This window comes from Streptomyces sp. TLI_146 (assembly GCF_002846415.1).
Taxonomy (GTDB): domain Bacteria; phylum Actinomycetota; class Actinomycetes; order Streptomycetales; family Streptomycetaceae; genus Streptomyces.
The window spans coordinates 1,798,461-1,815,369 of record NZ_PJMX01000001.1 but is presented as its reverse complement, the minus strand read 5'-3'; the positions used below and the strand labels follow the sequence as shown (position 1 = coordinate 1,815,369).

The following is a 16,909-nucleotide window of genomic DNA, read 5'->3' as shown; positions in this document are numbered from 1 at the left end:
TGGTGATCTTCACCGCGCGGCCCCCGGCCGTTTCGGGCAACCATTGACGCGAAGGAAGCCCATAACTAAATTCTGCTATGCGGATCGATGATTCCGGCCAGTGGAAAACAGTCAGTGGAAAACTGAACGTGCGGAGGGTGCAGGATGGGTCAGCAGGAGAAGGTGGCGACGAGCCTCGCGGGCGCGGTCAGCGAGGAGATCAGCGCCTCGCTGGTGGCCGTGGACGAGGAGCTCGCCCGCCGCTACCCGGGAGACCCCGGCACCCGCCAGCCCGTGCACACCGTCTACGTACCCGGTGACCTCTTCGACGCCGGCACCCTGCGCGGCTGGGGCGACCAGGCGCTGGCCGCCCTCGACGAGCACGCCCCGGACGCCGCCTCCTTCGCCAAGGTCCTCGGCATCGCCGGTGAACTGGCCGCGCCCGTGTACGAGCGGGTGCGCGCCAAGCTGGAGCGCGAGCCGGTGGAGGACCTGCGCGTCGACTTCGAGGACGGCTACGGCCCGCGCCCGGACGCGGAGGAGGACGCGGCCGCCGCCCGCGCCGCGCGGCTGATCGCCGAGGCGTACGCGAACGGCACGGCCGCCCCGTACATGGGCATCCGTATGAAGTGCATGGAGGCGGCGGTACGCGACCGCGGCATCCGCACCACCGATGTCTTCCTCACCGGCCTGATGGAGCACGGCGGCCTGCCCGACGGCCTCGTCCTGACGCTGCCCAAGGTCACCTACCCCGAACAGGTCTCCGCCTTCGTACGGCTCCTGGAGGCCTTCGAGAAGGCCCACTCGCTGCCCGCCGGGCGGCTCGGCTTCGAGATCCAGATCGAGACCAGCCAGTCGATCCTGGCCGCCGACGGCACCGCCGCCGTGGCCCGGATGATCGACGCCGCCGAGGGCCGCGCGACCGGCCTGCACTACGGCACCTTCGACTACAGCGCGTGCGTGGGCGTCTCCGCCGCCTACCAGGCCAGCGACCACCCCGCCGCCGACCACGCCAAGGCCGTGATGCAGGTCGCCGCCGCGGGCACCGGCGTACGGGTCTCCGACGGCTCCACCAACGTCCTGCCGATCGGCTCCACCGCCCATGTCCACGAGGCCTGGCGGCTCCACTACGGGCTGACCCGCCGGGCCCTGGCCCGCGCCTACTACCAGGGCTGGGACATGCACCCGGGCCACCTGCCGACCCGGTACGCGGCCGTCTACGCCTTCTACCGCGAGGGCCTGGAGCAGGCCGCGGCCCGCCTCGCCGCCTATGTGGCCAAGGCCGGCGGCGACGTCATGGACGAGCCCGCCACCGCCAAGGCGCTCAGCGGGTTCCTGCTGCGCGGCCTGGACTGCGGCGCCCTCGACAACGAGGAGGTCGCCCGCCTCACCGGCCTCACCCGCGCCGACCTCGACGGCTTCGCCTCCCCGCGCCGCGCGGCCCTCACCGTCACCGCCCCGTAGCCCGAGGGCTGTCACCGCCGCCCCTTACCCTGGACGCGACCACACTCACCACAGGGAACGGGGCAGCGGTGTCTTCGGGGGAGAACGACCGGCTTGCGGGCCGCTACCGGCTGATCGAGCAGCTGGGCCGGGGCGGCATGGGCGTCGTCTGGCGCGCCGTCGACGAGGTGCTGGGCCGCGAGGTCGCGGTCAAGGAACTGCGTACGTATTCGGACATGTCCGCGCCCGAACTGGGCGATCTGCGGCTGCGCATGCAGCGCGAGGCCCGCGCCGCCGCGCGCGTGCGCCACCCCGGGGTCGTCGCCGTGCACGACGTCACCGAGCACGAGGGCCGCCCGGTGATCGTGATGGAGCTCGTCGAGGGGCCTTCGCTCGACGGCGTCCTCGCCGAGCGCGGCGCGCTGGACGCGCGCGAGGCGGCCGCCATAGGGGCCCGGGTCCTGGAGGCGCTCGCCGCCGCCCACCGCGCGGGTGTCCTGCACCGGGACGTGAAGCCCGGCAACATCCTGCTGGAGAGTCCCCAAGCTCTCGGCTCCGCTAGAGCAGGGGAGACCCCGATCGGCCGGGTCGTGCTCACCGACTTCGGCATCGCCGCCATGGACGACCCGGGCGACGGCTCGGCCACCCATCTGACCCGCAGTGGCGAACTGGTCGGCTCCCTCGACTACCTGGCGCCCGAGCGCGCCCAGGGCCAGGACCCCGGCCCCGCCTCCGACGTCTGGGCGCTGGGCGCCACGCTGTACGCGGCGGTGGAGGGCTCCTCGCCGTTCCGCCGCACCTCCACCTGGTCGACGCTCTCCGCGATCGTGGCGGAACCGCTGCCCGAGCCGGTACGGGCGGGGCGGCTCGGGCCCGTGCTGCGCGAGCTGATGCACAAGGACCCGGCCCGCCGCCCCGACGCGGACACGGCGGCCCGGATGCTGGCGGCGGTGGCCGAGGGCCGGGACCCGGGCCTCCCGCAGGTGCCCGCGCCGCGGCCCGTCGCGCCGCCGCGCGAGGCGACCGTACGGGACGTGCTGCCGCACCGGCCCCAGGGCTTCGGCCCGGTCGTCACCCAGCAGCCGACGACGACCGTGCAGCCGCCCCGGGGACGCGGGCGCGCCCTGGTCGCGGCGGGCGTCGCGGCCGTCGTCCTCGCGGGCGCCGGTGTCACCTACGCCCTGGTCGGCACCGGGGACGACGACGGCACCCGGCAGCAGGCCGTCGGCTCGGCGTCCGGCGCGAGCCCCTCGGCGTCCGGCGCCCAGGACGGCACGGGCGGCGCGTGGAACGGCGGCGGGGCGAGCGCCGCGAGCCCCGGGCCGACCGGCAAGGACGGCCGCGCCTCCGCCTCGCCCGGCGCGAGCCGCCCCGCCAAGGACGGCAAGGGCGGTACGGGAGGCACGGGGTCCGGCGAGAAGGGCGGCACGACCCCGGGCAAGGCGCCCACGGGCGGCCACGCCACCGCCACCCCGGGCGGCGCCGGGGGCGCGGCGGGCGGCGGCACGGGCTCCACGCCCGCCCCGTCCTGCCAGTCCATCGGCGGGGGCAAGTCCAACTGCCAGGTGTGGCGCACCGCGAAGAGCTACCGGTACGACGGCGGCGAGATGGGCGTGCTCAACGCGGGCACCAACTACTTCTACTGCCAGGTCGACCTGGGCCGCCGCGAGACGTACGGGAAGTGGACCAACACGTACTGGGCGCGCACCGACGACGACAGCGGCAACACCAACGTCTACGTGAGCGTGGTCTACCTCAAGGGCGGCGCCAACAACGCGCCGGTGCCGGGGCTGCCGGTCTGCTGAACCGGGACTAGCCGCCGGCGGGCGGCGGGATCTCGCCGGAGCCCCGCGCGATCAGGGTGGTGGGCAGCACCACGCGCGCGGGGGCCTCGTCGACGCCGTCGAGGCGGCGGAAGAGCCGTTCCGCCGCCGTGCGGCCCAGCGTCGCGGAGTCCTGCGAGATGACGGTGATGCCGAGCAGATCGGCCAGCTCGATGTCGTCGAAGCCGACCAGGGCGACTGGCTGCTCCCGGCCCGCCAGGACCCGTACCGCCGTCACGGTCACCCGGTTGTTGCCCGCGAAGATCGCGGTGACGGGCTCGGGGCCGCTGAGCATCGACTCGGCGGCCGCGCGGACCCGCTCCGGCTCGGTGGAGCCGAGCGCGACCCAGGCGTCCGCCACCGGCAGCCCCGCCTCCTCCATCGCCGCCCGGTAGCCGCGCAGACGCTCGGTGGCGGTGTGGATGCGCGGCTGGTCGCCGATGAAGCCGATCCTGCGGTGGCCGTGCGCCACCAGGTGCGCGACGCCCTCGCGGGCGCCGCCGAAGCTGTCGGAGAGCACCGCGTCGGCGTCGATCCGCCCGGCCGGACGGTCCACGAACACGGTCGCGACCCCGGCCTTTATCTCGGGCTCCAGATAGCGGTGGTCGCCGCCCGCCGGAATCACGATCAGCCCGTCGACCCGCCGTGCGCAGAACGCGAGCACCAGCTCCTGCTCGCGGTCGGGGTCCTCGGCGCTGGAGCCGTTGATCAGCAGCGCCCCGTGCGCCCTGGCGACCTCCTCGATCGCGCGGCTGAGCGGCCCGTAGAACGGGTCGGCCAGATCCTCCAGGACCAGTCCGATGGAGGCGGTGCGGCCCTTGCGCAGCACGCGCGCGCTGTCGTTGCGGCGGAAGCCCAGCGCGTCGATGGCCTCCGTCACCCGGCGCTCGGTGTCCGGGGTGACCCCGGCCTCGCCGTTGACCACCCGGGAGACCGTCTTCAGCCCGACACCGGCGCGGGCGGCGACATCCTTCATGGTGGGCCGGATGCCATAGCGGGGCTCATGGTGGCGGGCGGTCTCGGCCACGTGCGGTGTCCTGTCGTCGTCGGGGGCTCAGCGGGCCCGGGCGCTGTGCGCGGGGTGTCCGGGGCGGATCCGAGTGGATCGTGGTGTGGCGTCGAGCATAGGCCCTGGACAACGTTGTCAGGTGAATGGAGACTGTTCCTCCGACCCGCTTGGCACCCTCGCCCACCAGGAGATCCGACACCGATGCAGACCGACCTCGTCGCCGCGCTCGACATCGGCGGCACCAAGATCGCCGGGGCGCTGGTGGACGCAGACGGCCGCCTGCTCGTACGGACCCAGCGGGCGACCCCCGCGCAGGAGGACGGCGAGACGGTGGCGCGAGCCGTCGACGAGGTCCTCGCGGAGCTGGCCGGATCCGCGCTGTGGGGGCGGGTCACGGCGCTCGGGATCGGCAGCGCGGGCCCGGTCGACGCGTCCAACGGGACGGTCAGCCCGGTCAACATCCCCGGCTGGCGGGGGTTTCCGCTGGTGACGCGGGTACGGGAGGCGACCGGCGGGCTCCCCGTCGAGCTCGTAGGCGACGGGGTGGCGATGACCGCCGCCGAGCACTGGCTGGGCGCGGCCCGCGGCTACGACAACGCGCTGTGCATGGTCGTCTCCACCGGCGTCGGCGGCGGTCTGGTCCTCGGCGGCCGCCTCCACCCAGGCCCCACCGGCAACGCCGGTCACATCGGCCACATCAGCGTGGACCTCGACGGCGATCCCTGTCCGTGCGGGGCGCGCGGCTGTGTGGAGCGGATCGCCAGCGGCCCGAACATCGCCCGCCGCGCGCTGGAGGGCGGCTGGACGCCGGGGCCCGACGGCGACACCTCGGCCGCCGCGGTGGCCGCCGCCGCCCGCGCCGGGCACCCGGTCGCGCTGGCCTCGTTCGAGCGGGCCGCGCAGGCGCTCGCGGCGGGCATCGCGGCGACCGCGACCCTGACGGAGATCGAGATCGCGGTGATCGGCGGGGGAGTCGCCGGAGCGGGCGACATCCTGTTCGCGCCGCTGCGCCGCGCCCTCCAGGACTACGCCACGCTCTCCTTCGTCCAGGGCCTCAAGGTCGCCCCCGCCCTGATGGGTACGGACGCGGGTCTGGTCGGCGCCGCGGCCGCCGCGGCCAGCGCTCCGACGACTGCCCGCCGGGCGGTGCGGGCGGGAAGGTGACTCCTCGTCACCTTCCTCCGTATCCATGCCGGATGACCTGATTCGACGCCCCATATCGCTCTGCTTCGCCGACGCGCGTTTGCGGTAGAGCTTGTTGGAGTCTGTTGGAATAGAACTGGTAACGGTTACCCGGAGTCGCGTCAAAACCCTTGACGTCCCCCTCACTTGGGGGTGTGATCCAAGCCACGCGTTCGGTTGTGTTGGGTTGCACCCCGAAGGAGGGGGACATGGCGCAGTCATCGTTCAAAGGTCCTGCTGTGCCCGGGAGCGTGGCGGGACATCGGATGTCCCGACGCGGTCTCCTGCGGAGCGCCGCGTTCGGCGCCGGGGCGGTCACCCTCCCCTCACTGCTCTCCGCCTGCGACAGCGGGCCCGGGGGCGACGCGAAAACGATCCGGCTGGGCTCCAACTCGTCGGACGCGGTGCCGAAGAAGGCGTTCGCGGACGCCTTCAAGGCGTACGGGCAGCAGTCCGAGGAAGGCCGCACGGTCAAGGTCAACACCGTCGACCACAACACCTTCCAGGAGAACATCAACCGCTATCTCCAGGGCAAGCCCGACGACGTCTTCATGTGGTTCGCCGGGAACCGCATGCAGTTCTTCGCCAAGAAGGGGCTGCTGCACGACATCAGCGACCTGTGGCAGAACTTCCAGGGCTTCTCACCGGCGCTGAAGGCGCAGTCGACGGGCGAGGACGGCAAGCAGTACCTCACGCCGTACTACTACTACCCATGGGCGGTCTTCCACCGCAAAAGCGTCTTCCAGCAGCACGGGTACCAGGCGCCCAAGACGCTCGACGAGTACATCGCGCTCGCCAGGCAGATGCAGAAGGACAAGCTCGTACCGATCGCGTTCTGCGACAAGGACGGCTGGCCCGTCATGGGCACGTTCGACTACATCAACATGCGCACCAACGGTTACGACTTCCACCGCGACCTGATGGCCGGCAAGGAGGCCTGGACGGACAAGCGGGTCAAGGAGGTCTTCGACACCTGGCGCAGGATCCTTCCGTACTGCCAGAAGGGCGCCAACGGCCGTACCTGGCAGGAGGCCGCGCAGAGCCTTCAGAAGAAGGAGACGGGCATGGCGGTCTTCGGACTGCCGCACGCGGGGCAGCAGTTCCCGGTGTCCGAGCAGGACGACATCGACTTCTTCCCGTTCCCGGTCATCAACCCGGAACACGGTCTGGACGCGGTCGAGGCGCCCATCGACGGGTTCCTGCTCGCCAAGAACTCCAAGAACCTGAAGCACGCGAAGAACATGGAGAGCGCCAAGGACCTCCTGAAGTGGCTCGCGACGCCGAAGGCCGAGGACATCTACCTCGCCAGTGACCCCAACAACATCGCGGTCAACAGCGGGGCGGACACCTCCAAGTACAGCGCGCTCCAGAAGAAGTCCGTGGAGCTGATCTCCGGCGCCAAGCAGATCTCACAGTTCATGGACCGCGACACCCGGCCGGACTTCTCCTCGACCGTGATGATCCCGGCACTCCAGAAGTTCATCGGCAACCCGAATGACGTGGATGGGCTGGTCAACGACATTGAGCGGCAGAGGAAGACGATCTTTGTCGCGGACTGAGTGGACTGACAGGTGACGGATGTCAGTTGCTGATTGTCAGCCGTCAGCCGCCAGATGACAGATTTCAAGTGTCGGCTGTCGTCGGTCGGCTGACAGATAGCCGCTGACAACTGACAGTCGACAACTGACGGCCGACACCTGGCAGTCGACAACTGGCAACTGACGGATGTTGATTGGCCAACCCCCGCACCGACTTGGAGTACTCAGCCGTGGCGCTCATCTCCGCACGGCGCGCCGGACGACGAGGACCGCGGCGGTTCACCGCCCGCGACCTCGTCGTTCTCGGCGTGCTGCTGGGCATACCCGTTCTGCTCGACCTCGCCATCGTGTGGGGCCCGACCCTCGCTTCCGTCGTCCTCTCCTTCACCAGCTGGGACGGGATCGGCGACGTCAAATGGGTCGGTACGGAGAACTACACCAACATCTTCACCAACTACCCGCCGTTCTGGCCGGCGGTCCGCCACAACCTCATGTGGCTGGCCTTCCTCGGCCTCGTCGCCGTCCCGTTCGGGCTGCTGCTCGCCGTACTGATCGACCGGGGCGTCCGCTTCAGCCGCTTCTACCAGTCGACGCTCTACATGCCGGTCGTGCTGTCGCTCGCCGTCGTCGGCTTCATGGCCCAACTGGTCTTCTCCCGCGACCAGGGCGCCCTGAACGCGCTCCTCGGCGACAAGCAGAACCCGACCGACTGGCTGGGCGACCCGGACCTCAACATCTGGATGATCCTGCTGGCGGCGGCCTGGCGGCACACGGGCTACGTGATGATCCTCTACCTGGCCGGGCTGAAGGCCGTGGACCCCACGCTCAAGGAAGCGGCGGCGATCGACGGCGCGGGCGAGGCCCAGACGTTCTTCCGGGTCGTGCTGCCGACCCTGCGCCCGGTCAACGTGATCGTCGGCGTGATCACCGTCATCGAGTCGCTGCGGGCCTTCGACATCGTGTACGCGGTCAACCACGGCCGCAACGGGCTCGAAGTGCTCTCCGTGCTCGTCACCGACAACATCATCGGCGAGGCCAGCCGCATCGGCTTCGGCTCCGCCATCGCCGTCGTGCTGCTGACCGTCTCCCTCGGGTTCGTCGTGACGTACCTGGTCCAGGAGATCCGAGGGGAGAAGAGCCGATGACCGTGGACACCGCACCCGTCGCCCCCGTCACCGCCCGGCCCGCGCCGCCCCGGGCCCGGCGCCGCCGGGTGCGCTCCGGCCGCCTGGGCGTGCACGTCTTCCTGATGACCGTCTCACTGGCGTTCCTGGCCCCGCTGCTCCTCGCGGTCTACGCCTCCCTCCGTCCCTACGACGAGACCTCGAAGTACGGCTACTTCTCCCTCCCCAAGCACCTCTCCTTCGACTACTACAAACAGGCCTTCAGCGACTCCGGCATGACGAAGTACTTCGTCAACACGCTGATCATCGCGGTGCCGGGCGTACTGGTGACGCTGTTCCTCGCCTCGTTCGTGGCCTTCGCGGTCTCCCGCCTCAAGCTGCGCGGCGGCATCGTGCTGCTGATGCTGTTCACGGCCGGGAACCTGCTGCCCCAGCAGGTCATCGTCACCCCGCTGTACGTGCTGTTCAACCGCATCCCGCTGCCGTACTGGATGTCCGACTCGATGACGATGTTCGACTCGTACTGGGCCGTCATCCTCGTCCACATCGGCTTCCAGATCGGCTTCTGCGTCTTCGTCCTGGCCAACTTCATGCGCACCCTGCCGCAGGAGATCCTGGAGGCGGCGATCGTCGACGGCGCGGGCGTGTGGACCCAGTACTGGCGCATCACCCTGCCCCTGTGCCGCCCGGCCCTCGCGGCCCTGGCCACGCTCCAGTTCACCTGGATGTACAACGACTTCCTGTGGGCCCTGGTCTTCATGTCCGACGGCGACAAACTCCCGGTCACCTCGGCGCTGAACAACCTGCGTGGCCAGTTCTTCACGGACTACAACCTGCTGGCGGCGGGCTCGGTGATCGTGGCGCTGCCGACGGTGCTGGTGTTCCTGTTGCTGCAGAGGCACTTCATCGCGGGGCTCACTTTGGGGTCGAGCAAGGGGTAGGGGGGCGGGCCTGGACGGCTGCGACTTGTCTGGTCTTCGGCCCGGGCGGGGCCCTTGCCCTTGCCCGAGGTCAGGCCGCTCGGCGGGCGCGTACCGCGTCGGTGTACAGCTCTCGTGTCAGATCCTCGGCGGCGATCCCGAGTTCCCCGAGTGCCGCCCGCACGTCGTCGAGCGCCGCCGCCATGCCGGCCTCGTCGACGAGCGCTCCAGCTCGATGAACGTGCCGTCGAGCTCGGGGACTCGGACCAGCGTGGCGAGCATCTTGCGGCCGTGCGCCTCGAAGGCGTAGTTGCGGCACCGCTTCTCGAAGGCGATGACAGGTTCGTATCCGAGTCCGCGCAGCATCGCGTGCACGGCCGAGGCATCGGCCACGCGGGTCTCGTGCTCCGGTCAGTCCCAGACCACGGACGGCGAGAACATCGAGCTCTCGTGCGGCGCGGGCCTCTTGCTGGATCTCCTCGCGGGCGGAGGCCTGCGAGGCGTAGACGCGCACGGCCTCGGGGAAGGCGGCCAGGGCAAGGAGCTGAGTGCCGACGTCATGACCCGCATGTTCGTCGCCAACTTCGGCGGCGACCGCATCAGGAGTGGCTGCGCCGCAGTGGCCGGGGACGAGGTGGTCTCCTCGTGATCGACCTAGCAGCGAGCGCCATCACCGACTGGTTCGCATCCGCGCACCTGGCGCCGGCCCGCAGGTCCGCACACAAAGCGAACAAGTGTCGGTCAACTGGCTGAATCCATGCGGTAACGAATGGGCAACTACTGTCACCCGCGACTCTCCGTAGCGGTGGGATGGCCCTCTCATCGCCAGGGGGCCACATGAAACACGTACGTATCTCCACCCTTGCCGCCGGATTCGTCGCGGCCGCCGCGCTCGCTCTGACCGGCTGCGGAGGTGATGGCTCCGGGGACGGCAAGGCGGGGCAGACGGTCGTACCCAGCCAGTCGTCGCAATCCCCGTCGCCCAGCCCTATCACCGAGAGCCCGACCCCCACCCCGACTCCAACGCCTACCCCCACTCCCACTCCCACTCCCACCGATCCGGCCCCGCTGCTGTCGCTCGACGTGACGCCGGGCGATGACGGCTCGGGCGGAGGGAGCGCGTCCGGCGGCTTGGGCGATACGGGTGGCTCCGGGGCGTCGGGCGGGTCCAGCACCTCCGGTGGGTCCGGCGGCTCGGACGGCTCCGGCGGTTCGGACGACTCCGGTGGCGACCACGGCGGAGCCACCGCCCTCTGCAACGACGGCACCTACTCCTTCGCCGCCCACCACCGCGGCGCCTGCTCCCACCACGGAGGCGTCGCGGTCTTCTACCGGTAGGGGGAGGGGGCGGTCAGTGGACCGCCCCCGGGGCGTACTGGCGTACCACCACCAGGAACGCGTCCGACTCCAGGTCCATTACGACCTCCGCCGGTACGCCCTCGTCGCGGCGGTCGCGGGCGAACTCCTCGGCGGGCCAGCTGCCGCGCGGGTCGCCCGCGGGAAAGCGCTCCAGCACAGTACGACGCATCCGTCGCACCCCCTCAGTCTCTTCCGGCACTCGCACAACGATGTTCCCATCAGATGCGTTACGGCCCCCCGTGGCCGGTGCTCAGGGGATAGGACGCGTCGCGCGGCCGGAAAGGCTCGGGCAACGTGCAACAGGGGTGCCACAGTTGTGCGCAAGATCAGGGCGTCCGGTTCTGTCCCGGGGTTTCCGTGGCACTCTGTTGCGGGCAATCCACTGGGGGCTATGGAAGAGGGGGAAACCGTGATCGTCTGGATCAACGGTGCGTTCGGCGTGGGCAAGACCAGCACCGCGCGCGAACTGGTCGACCTGATCCCGAACAGCACCTTGTATGACCCCGAGGTGATCGGCGGCGCGCTCCGGTACCTGCTGCCGCAGAAGCGGCTCGCCGAGGTCGGCGACTACCAGGACCTGCCGATGTGGCGGCGGCTCGTGGTGGACGGCGCGGCCGCGCTGCTCGCCGAGGTAGGAGGGGTGCTCGTGGTACCCATGACGCTGCTGCGACAGGAGTACCGCGACGAGATCTTCGGCGGCCTCGCCTCTCGCCGCATACCGGTGCGGCATGTGCTCCTGACGATTGAGGAAACGATCCTGCGCGCCCGGATCGCCACCCGCGTCGAAGTCCCTGACGACCCCGAGGCCAGCGAACGCTGCCGCCAGTGGGCGTACGAGCACATCGCGCCCTACCGGGCGGCTCTCGGCTGGCTGGCCGGGGACGCCCACGCCGTCGACAACGGCGCCCTCACCCCGCGCGAGACCGCCGAGCGCATCGCCGAGGCCGTACGCACCGGGGCCGCTCCCGTCAGCGAGATCGTGCAGACTCCGGAGCCGACCGCCGAGACGCTCGCCGCCGGGGTGCTGCTCTTCGACGAGAGCGACCGGGTCCTCCTGGTCGATCCGACGTACAAGCCGGGCTGGGAGTTCCCCGGCGGCGTCGTGGAGCGCGGTGAGGCGCCCGCCCGGGCGGGCATGCGCGAGGTCGAGGAGGAGATAGGGATACGGCTCGACCGGGTGCCCCGGCTCCTGGTCGTCGACTGGGAGCCGCCCGCGCCGCCCGGCTACGGCGGGCTGCGGCTGCTCTTCGACGGCGGCCGGCTCGACAGCGCCGGGGCCGGGCAGGTCCTGCTGCCGGGCTCCGAACTGCGCGACTGGCGGTTCGTCGGCGAGGAGGAAGCGTCCCGACTGCTGCCGCCCGCCCGCTACGAACGGCTGCGCTGGGCGCTGCGGGCCCGGGAGAAGTCGACGGTGCTCAACCTGGAGGCGGGGGTGCCGGTGGGCTGAGGCCGTCGGCGCCGCCGGCCCAACTCCGTCGCCGCCCGCCGGTCCCGCCCCGCCGTCTGCCCGTCGGTCCGGCCCCCCGTCTCCACGGCGCCGGTCCCGCCCCGCCGTCCGCCCGTCAGCCCAGTTCCGCCGTCTCCCGCAGCACCTTCGCCGCGTCCTGCGTCAGCGGGTCCCCGTGCCCGAAGCACGCCACCGACGGGGCGAGTGCGGCGAGGCGGCGGAAGGATGACTGTGCGCGGGCCCGGTCCACGTTGAAGACGCCCAGCATCACCTGGCCGACCCCGGCCACGCAGTCGCCGGTGAAGAGCACGCCGTGGCGCGGCAGATGGATGCCGATCGAGCCGTCGGTGTGGCCGGGGGAGTGGACCACCACCGCGCCGCCGCCGAAGTCGAGCACCTCGCCGTCCTCGACCTCCCGGTCGACCCGCGTCGGGGGTGCCTCCGGCACCGTCAACGCGTGCTCGTACAGCGGAAGTTCCCACTCCAGCAGATCCGGCTCCGGCACCGGCCGCTCGCCCCGGATCACCGGTGCGTCCAGCGGGTGGGCGATCACCTCGGCCCCGTACCGCTCGGCCAGCTCGCCGGCCGCACCGTAGTGGTCCCGGTGGCCGTGGGTGATCACGATCCGGCGGAGGGCGGCCGGGTCGAGCCCCAGGCCGCGTATCGCCTGCTCGATGGGCGCGGCGGCGTTGACATCACCCGCGTCCACCAGCGTCAACTCGTCCCCGTCGCGCCACAGATACGCCTGGCCGATCGGGAAGCGGAACATGTGCAGTTCATCAGTAACCCGTACGAGATCCATGCGACGAACGTACGGCGGCCGTGGCGCCCGCCGCATGGATCTACGCTCTGCGCGATTCCGCCCAGAGCGTCACGCCCCGGGAAGGAGGCGTGACGTTTCGTCAGGCCTGCTTGGAGGCGGCGTAGTTGACCAGGAAGTGCGCCTCCGCGACCGAGAGCCGCTCCAGCTCCTGCGGGGAGACGCTCTCGTTCACCGCGTGGATCTGCGCCTCCGGCTCGCTCAGCCCGATCAGCAGGATCTCGGCCTGCGGGTAGAGCGAGGCCAGGGTGTTGCACAGCGGGATGGAGCCGCCCATGCCGGAGGACTGCATCTCCTCGCCCGGGTACGCGATCCGCATCGCCTCGGCCATCGAGGTGTACGCGGGGCTGGTGATGTCCGCGCGGAACGGCTGGCCCTGGCCGACCTGCTCGAAGGAGACCCGCGCGTTCCACGGGGTGTGCTTCTCGATGTGGGCGAACAGCAGCTTGGTGGCCTCGGCCGCGTCCACGCCCGGCGGCACCCGCAGACTGATCTGCGCCCGCGCGCTCGCCGGGATGGACGGGGTCGCGCCCGCCACCGGGTGGCAGTCGATCCCGATCACGGTGACGGCCGGACGGGCCCAGATGCGGTCGGCCACGGTGCCCGCGCCGGGCAGCCCCACCCCGTCCAGGACCTTGGCGTCCTTGCGGAACTCGCCCTCCGGATACTGCAGCCCGTCCCACGACGCGTCGGCGGGCAGCCCCTCGATGACCGTCTGCCCGCTCTCGTCCCGCAGCGAGTCCAGTACGCGGATCAGCGCCGCCAGCGCGTCGGGCGCCGCGCCGCCGAACTGGCCCGAGTGCAGGTTGCCTTCGAGCGTGTCGATCCGCACCCGGATCATCGTCATGCCGCGCAGGGTCGCGGTGACCGTCGGCAGACCGACCCGGAAGTTGCCCGTGTCCCCGATGACGATCGCGTCGGCCGTCAGCAGCTCGGGGTGCGCCTCGGCGTACCGCTCGAGCCCGCCCGTGCCCTGCTCCTCGGAGCCCTCGACGATCACCTTCACGGAGACCGGTACGCCGCCGTTCGCCTTCAGGGCGCGCAGCGCGAGCAGGTGCATGATGAAGCCGCCCTTGCAGTCGGCGGCCCCGCGTCCGTACCAGCGGCCGTCGCGCTCGGTCAGCTCGAACGGCGGGCTCAGCCACGCGGACTCGTCCAGCATCGGCTGGACGTCGTAGTGCGCGTACAGCAGCACGGTGGGCGCGTCCGCCGGGCCGGGCAGGAAGCCGTAGACCGACTGGGAGCCGTCGGGGGTGTCGAGGAGGGCCACGTCCTGGAAGCCCTCGTCGCGCAGCGCCCCGGCCACCCACGCCGCGGCCGCCTCGCACTCGCTCCTGGGCGCCACCGCCTCGTCCGCCACCGAATGGAACGCCACCAGTTCCGTGAGCTCCGCCTGTGCGCGGGGCATCAGTGAGGCGACGGTCTCGGCGATCGGATTCGCGGTCATGGGCACGCTCCTCGTGGGTGCGACGTTGATGTACGTGTACGCAAGTGCACGTGAATGTATGACGAAGGTAGGGCCGATCCTCCCACAGGGTGGGCGGGCCCTACCGCGCCGTAGGATGCCGTGGTCAGCGTGACCACGGGTCGGATCAGGAGCAGAAGCACATCGTGAGCAGCGAGAACGCAGATGCCGGGACGCAGCACGACGAGCCGGGAGCCTCGGCCGTGTGGGATGTCGTCGTGGTCGGCGCCGGACCCGCGGGGGCCTCGGCGGCCTACGCGGCGGCGGTCGCGGGCCGGCGGGTGCTCCTCCTGGAGAAGGCCGAGCTGCCCCGCTACAAGACGTGCGGCGGCGGCATCATCGGACCGTCGCGGGACGCCCTGCCGCCCGGGTTCGAACTGCCCCTGAAGGAGCGGGTGCACGCGGTCACCTTCTCCCTCAACGGAAAACTGACGCGCACCCGCCGCTCCCGGCAGATGCTGTTCGGCCTGATCAACCGGGCGGAGTTCGACGCCGGTCTGGTCGAGGCGGCCCAGAAGGCGGGCGCCGAGCTGCGCACCGGAGTGACCGTCCAGCGCGTCGAGCAGCACGGCTCGGCGGTGCCCGACCGGCGTACGGTGGCGGTCGTCCTGGCCGGCGGCGAGACCGTCCTGGCGCGCGCGGTCGTCGGCGCCGACGGCAGCGCGAGCCGCATAGGAGCCCATGTCGGCGTCAAGCTCGACCAGGTGGACCTCGGCCTGGAGGCGGAGATCCCGGTGCCCGCGACGGTCGCCGAGGACTGGGCGGGCCGGGTGCTCATCGACTGGGGGCCGATCCCCGGCAGTTACGGCTGGGTCTTCCCCAAGGGCGACACGCTCACGGTCGGGGTGATCTCGGCACGCGGCGAGGGCGCCGGGACCAAGCGGTACCTGGAGGACTTCATCGCCCGGCTCGGCCTGGCCGGCTTCGAGCCCGCGATCTCGTCGGGGCATCTGACCCGGTGCCGCAGCGACGACTCGCCGCTGTCCCGCGGCCGGGTCCTGGTGTGCGGGGACGCGGCGGGGCTGCTTGAGCCGTGGACCCGCGAGGGCATCTCGTTCGCGCTGCGCTCGGGGCGGCTCGCGGGTGAGTGGGCGGTGCGGATCTCGGAGTCCCAGGACGCCGTGGACGCCCGCCGCCAGGCGCTGAACTACGCGTTCGCCATCAAGGCGGGCCTCGGCGTCGAGATGGGCGTGGGCCGCCGGATGCTGACGCTGTTCGAGAAGCGCCCGACGATGCTGCACGCCGCGATCACCGGCTTCCGCCCGGCGTGGAAGGCCTTCGCGGACATCACCCGCGGCTCGACGACCCTGGCCGGCATGGTGCGTACGCACCCGATGGCGCGGCGCGTCCTGGACGCGGTGGACCGCCGCAGCTCCTAGGGCCTGTCGCAGAGCACCTGACGGGAGGTCCGGAGGCGGGCCCGGGAGGCCGGGCCCGGCTCAGGCGTCGACGGTGATGCGGAAGACCGGGTGGTCGGGCGCGGCGGCGAGCAGTTCGTCGTCGCTCGACTTCGCGGTGACGCCCTGGAAGTACTGGTTCACCTCCCACCCCCAGCGCTCCAGGTAGGTGCGCAGGACGGCGGTCTTCTCGCTGTCCGGGACCTCCTCGACCGTGAAGGCGCGGACCTTGCGGCCGACCCGCAGCTCGCCGCCGCCCGCCGCCCGCATGTTGCGCACCCACTGCGAGTGCCCGCGGGCCGAGATGAGGTACTGCGCGCCCTCGTACGTGTGCGGGTTGACCGGCACGCGCTGCATCTTGCCGCTCTTGCGGCCGGGGACCGAGAGCTCGGCGGTGCCGGCCAGGCTGAGGCCGTGGCGGGCGAGCCAGCCGATGACGCTGTTCATCTTGATGGTGAAGCGGCTGCCCTGGAGGTAGTACGGCTGCGACGACATCGGGACTCCCCTGTGGATGGTGGCTGTGCCTTCGAGAGCACTGCTCTCGCTTAAGAGCAGTGTGCACGGGAACGGTGCTCCAAAGCAAGAGCAGTGCTCTCGAATTTATTCAGGGCTCGCTGGCCGGATCAGTGCTCTCGTTCCGGGGCGCTGCTCTCAGTGATGGCAGAATGGCCCCATGAGCACAGTTCAGGGCGCCCGAGCCCGCGCGCGTACCGAGATCACCGCGGCCATCAAGGACGAGGCGAGAAAGCAGCTCGCCGCCGAAGGCGCCTCGAAGCTCTCGCTGCGCGCCGTCGCCCGTGAGCTCGGCATGGTCTCCTCCGCCCTCTACCGCTACTTCCCGAGCCGCGACGACCTGCTCACCGCGCTGATCGTGGACGCCTACGACGCCGTGGGCGAGGCCGCCGAGCGGGCGCTCGCGCAGGCGGTGCCCGGCGCCGCCCCCGCCGAGCGCTGGGTCGCCGTCTGCCGGGCCGTACGGGCCTGGGCGCTGGCCCACCCGCACGAGTACGCGTTGATCTACGGCTCGCCCGTGCCCGGCTACACCGCGCCCCAGGCCACCGTCGGCCCCGCCTCGCGCGTCGGGCTCGTGCTCATCGGGATCGTGCGCGAGGCGCACCAGGCCCGGGGCATCGCCGTATCCCGGCTCGCCCCGGAGCTGCGTGCGGAGGGCGAGCGGATGGCCGCCGAGTTCGCGCCCGGGCTGCCGCCCGCGGTCGGTCCCGCGCTGGTCGCCGCGTGGGCGCAGCTCTTCGGGCTGATCTCGTTCGAGCTGTTCGGCCAGTTCCACCGGGTCGTCGAGGAGCGGGACGCCTTCTTCGCGCACGCGGCCGCCGGGCTGGCCGCGTCGGTGGGCCTGGTACTCCCCGGGGAGTAGCCGCGATCACCACGCCGGGCTGACGCCC

16 protein-coding genes and 1 pseudogene are annotated in these 16,909 nt (G+C 71.5%); 11 read left to right on the top strand and 6 right to left on the bottom strand.

Features of this window, described 5'->3' with window-relative positions:
* Positions 1-144 precede the first annotated feature (144 nt).
* Both BX283_RS08250 and BX283_RS08245 read left to right on the top strand, forming a co-directional pair.
* Complete coding sequence (locus BX283_RS08250; RefSeq protein WP_101386991.1) at positions 145-1,443, top strand: aldolase/citrate lyase family protein; 1,299 nt, start codon at positions 145-147, stop codon at positions 1,441-1,443.
* 68 nt (positions 1,444-1,511) lie between these two features.
* Positions 1,512-3,227, top strand: a complete 1,716-nt coding sequence (locus BX283_RS08245; RefSeq protein ID WP_101386990.1) for a serine/threonine-protein kinase — start codon at positions 1,512-1,514, stop codon at positions 3,225-3,227.
* Positions 3,228-3,234: 7 nt separating this feature from the next.
* Here BX283_RS08245 and BX283_RS08240 read toward each other — a convergent pair whose 3' ends face one another.
* The gene (locus BX283_RS08240; RefSeq protein ID WP_101386989.1) at positions 3,235-4,272 is read right to left on the bottom strand and encodes a LacI family DNA-binding transcriptional regulator; all 1,038 of its coding nucleotides are present in this window, start codon (positions 4,270-4,272) and stop codon (positions 3,235-3,237) included.
* A 183-nt stretch (positions 4,273-4,455) separates the two neighbouring features.
* Here BX283_RS08240 and BX283_RS08235 point away from each other — a divergent pair, with 183 nt between their 5' ends.
* The 4 genes from BX283_RS08235 to BX283_RS08220 all read left to right on the top strand — a co-directional run bounded on the left by BX283_RS08235 (position 4,456) and on the right by BX283_RS08220 (position 9,039).
* A complete protein-coding gene (locus BX283_RS08235) occupies positions 4,456-5,418 on the top strand; it encodes an ROK family protein (RefSeq protein WP_101386988.1) in 963 nt (320 codons plus the stop codon).
* Positions 5,419-5,702: 284 nt separating this feature from the next.
* Positions 5,703-6,995, top strand: a complete 1,293-nt coding sequence (locus tag BX283_RS08230; protein ID WP_101386987.1) for an ABC transporter substrate-binding protein — start codon at positions 5,703-5,705, stop codon at positions 6,993-6,995.
* A 209-nt stretch (positions 6,996-7,204) separates the two neighbouring features.
* Positions 7,205-8,119 (top strand): carbohydrate ABC transporter permease, encoded by a 915-nt coding sequence (locus BX283_RS08225; RefSeq protein WP_101392221.1) that lies wholly within the window; start codon positions 7,205-7,207, stop codon positions 8,117-8,119.
* Complete coding sequence (locus tag BX283_RS08220) at positions 8,116-9,039, top strand: carbohydrate ABC transporter permease (protein WP_101386986.1); 924 nt, start codon at positions 8,116-8,118, stop codon at positions 9,037-9,039. The genes BX283_RS08225 and BX283_RS08220 overlap by 4 nt, the downstream gene beginning before the upstream one ends.
* 70 nt (positions 9,040-9,109) lie before the next feature.
* On the opposite strand, the pseudogene BX283_RS08215 reads toward BX283_RS08220, so the two are convergent.
* Positions 9,110-9,429: pseudogene (locus tag BX283_RS08215) on the bottom strand (adenylyl cyclase); the annotation flags it as partial.
* 55 nt (positions 9,430-9,484) lie between these two features.
* Between BX283_RS08215 and BX283_RS40545 the strand changes: the two are divergent.
* Positions 9,485-9,667: a hypothetical protein gene (locus BX283_RS40545; RefSeq protein ID WP_180357104.1), complete on the top strand. Its 183-nt coding sequence runs from the start codon at positions 9,485-9,487 to the stop codon at positions 9,665-9,667.
* Between the two features lie 188 nt (positions 9,668-9,855).
* Positions 9,856-10,356 (top strand): DUF3761 domain-containing protein, encoded by a 501-nt coding sequence (locus tag BX283_RS08205; protein ID WP_257582241.1) that lies wholly within the window; start codon positions 9,856-9,858, stop codon positions 10,354-10,356.
* 13 nt (positions 10,357-10,369) lie between these two features.
* Here the strand turns inward: BX283_RS08205 and BX283_RS08200 are convergent, their stop codons facing one another.
* Positions 10,370-10,546 carry a hypothetical protein gene (locus BX283_RS08200; protein WP_101386984.1) on the bottom strand — a complete coding sequence of 59 codons (177 nt, stop codon included), beginning with the start codon at positions 10,544-10,546 and terminating at the stop codon, positions 10,370-10,372.
* A 240-nt stretch (positions 10,547-10,786) separates the two neighbouring features.
* Here BX283_RS08200 and BX283_RS08195 point away from each other — a divergent pair, with 240 nt between their 5' ends.
* Complete coding sequence (locus BX283_RS08195; RefSeq protein WP_180357425.1) at positions 10,787-11,824, top strand: NUDIX domain-containing protein; 1,038 nt, start codon at positions 10,787-10,789, stop codon at positions 11,822-11,824.
* A gap of 115 nt (positions 11,825-11,939) precedes the next feature.
* On the opposite strand, the gene BX283_RS08190 is transcribed toward BX283_RS08195, so the two are convergent.
* Both BX283_RS08190 and BX283_RS08185 read right to left on the bottom strand, forming a co-directional pair.
* Entirely contained in the window at positions 11,940-12,626 is a 687-nt protein-coding gene (locus BX283_RS08190) for an MBL fold metallo-hydrolase (RefSeq protein WP_180357103.1), read from the bottom strand.
* A 100-nt stretch (positions 12,627-12,726) separates the two neighbouring features.
* On the bottom strand, positions 12,727-14,091 hold the full coding sequence (locus BX283_RS08185; RefSeq protein WP_101386981.1) for a dipeptidase: 1,365 nt from the start codon (positions 14,089-14,091) through the stop codon (positions 12,727-12,729).
* A 164-nt stretch (positions 14,092-14,255) separates the two neighbouring features.
* Between BX283_RS08185 and BX283_RS08180 the strand changes: the two genes are divergently transcribed.
* Positions 14,256-15,488, top strand: a complete 1,233-nt coding sequence (locus BX283_RS08180; protein ID WP_101386980.1) for a geranylgeranyl reductase family protein — start codon at positions 14,256-14,258, stop codon at positions 15,486-15,488.
* 60 nt (positions 15,489-15,548) lie between these two features.
* Here BX283_RS08180 and BX283_RS08175 read toward each other — a convergent pair whose 3' ends face one another.
* On the bottom strand, positions 15,549-16,001 hold the full coding sequence (locus tag BX283_RS08175) for a nitroreductase family deazaflavin-dependent oxidoreductase (RefSeq protein WP_101386979.1): 453 nt from the start codon (positions 15,999-16,001) through the stop codon (positions 15,549-15,551).
* A gap of 178 nt (positions 16,002-16,179) precedes the next feature.
* Here BX283_RS08175 and BX283_RS08170 point away from each other — a divergent pair, with 178 nt between their 5' ends.
* Positions 16,180-16,881: a TetR/AcrR family transcriptional regulator gene (locus tag BX283_RS08170; protein ID WP_101386978.1), complete on the top strand. Its 702-nt coding sequence runs from the start codon at positions 16,180-16,182 to the stop codon at positions 16,879-16,881.
* The last annotated feature ends 28 nt before the right edge of the window (positions 16,882-16,909 follow it).

Coding starts and splice junctions, on each gene's coding strand:
- BX283_RS08235 (WP_101386988.1), top strand. CDS start 4,456: ATGCAGACCGACCTCGTCGCCGCGCTCGACATCGGCGGCACCAAGATC.
- BX283_RS08200 (WP_101386984.1), bottom strand. CDS start 10,546: ATGCGTCGTACTGTGCTGGAGCGCTTTCCCGCGGGCGACCCGCGCGGC.
- BX283_RS08190 (WP_180357103.1), bottom strand. CDS start 12,626: ATGGATCTCGTACGGGTTACTGATGAACTGCACATGTTCCGCTTCCCG.
- BX283_RS08175 (WP_101386979.1), bottom strand. CDS start 16,001: ATGTCGTCGCAGCCGTACTACCTCCAGGGCAGCCGCTTCACCATCAAG.
- BX283_RS08230 (WP_101386987.1), top strand. CDS start 5,703: ATGTCCCGACGCGGTCTCCTGCGGAGCGCCGCGTTCGGCGCCGGGGCG.
- BX283_RS08220 (WP_101386986.1), top strand. CDS start 8,116: ATGACCGTGGACACCGCACCCGTCGCCCCCGTCACCGCCCGGCCCGCG.
- BX283_RS08205 (WP_257582241.1), top strand. CDS start 9,856: ATGAAACACGTACGTATCTCCACCCTTGCCGCCGGATTCGTCGCGGCC.
- BX283_RS08170 (WP_101386978.1), top strand. CDS start 16,180: ATGAGCACAGTTCAGGGCGCCCGAGCCCGCGCGCGTACCGAGATCACC.
- BX283_RS08185 (WP_101386981.1), bottom strand. CDS start 14,091: ATGACCGCGAATCCGATCGCCGAGACCGTCGCCTCACTGATGCCCCGC.
- BX283_RS08250 (WP_101386991.1), top strand. CDS start 145: ATGGGTCAGCAGGAGAAGGTGGCGACGAGCCTCGCGGGCGCGGTCAGC.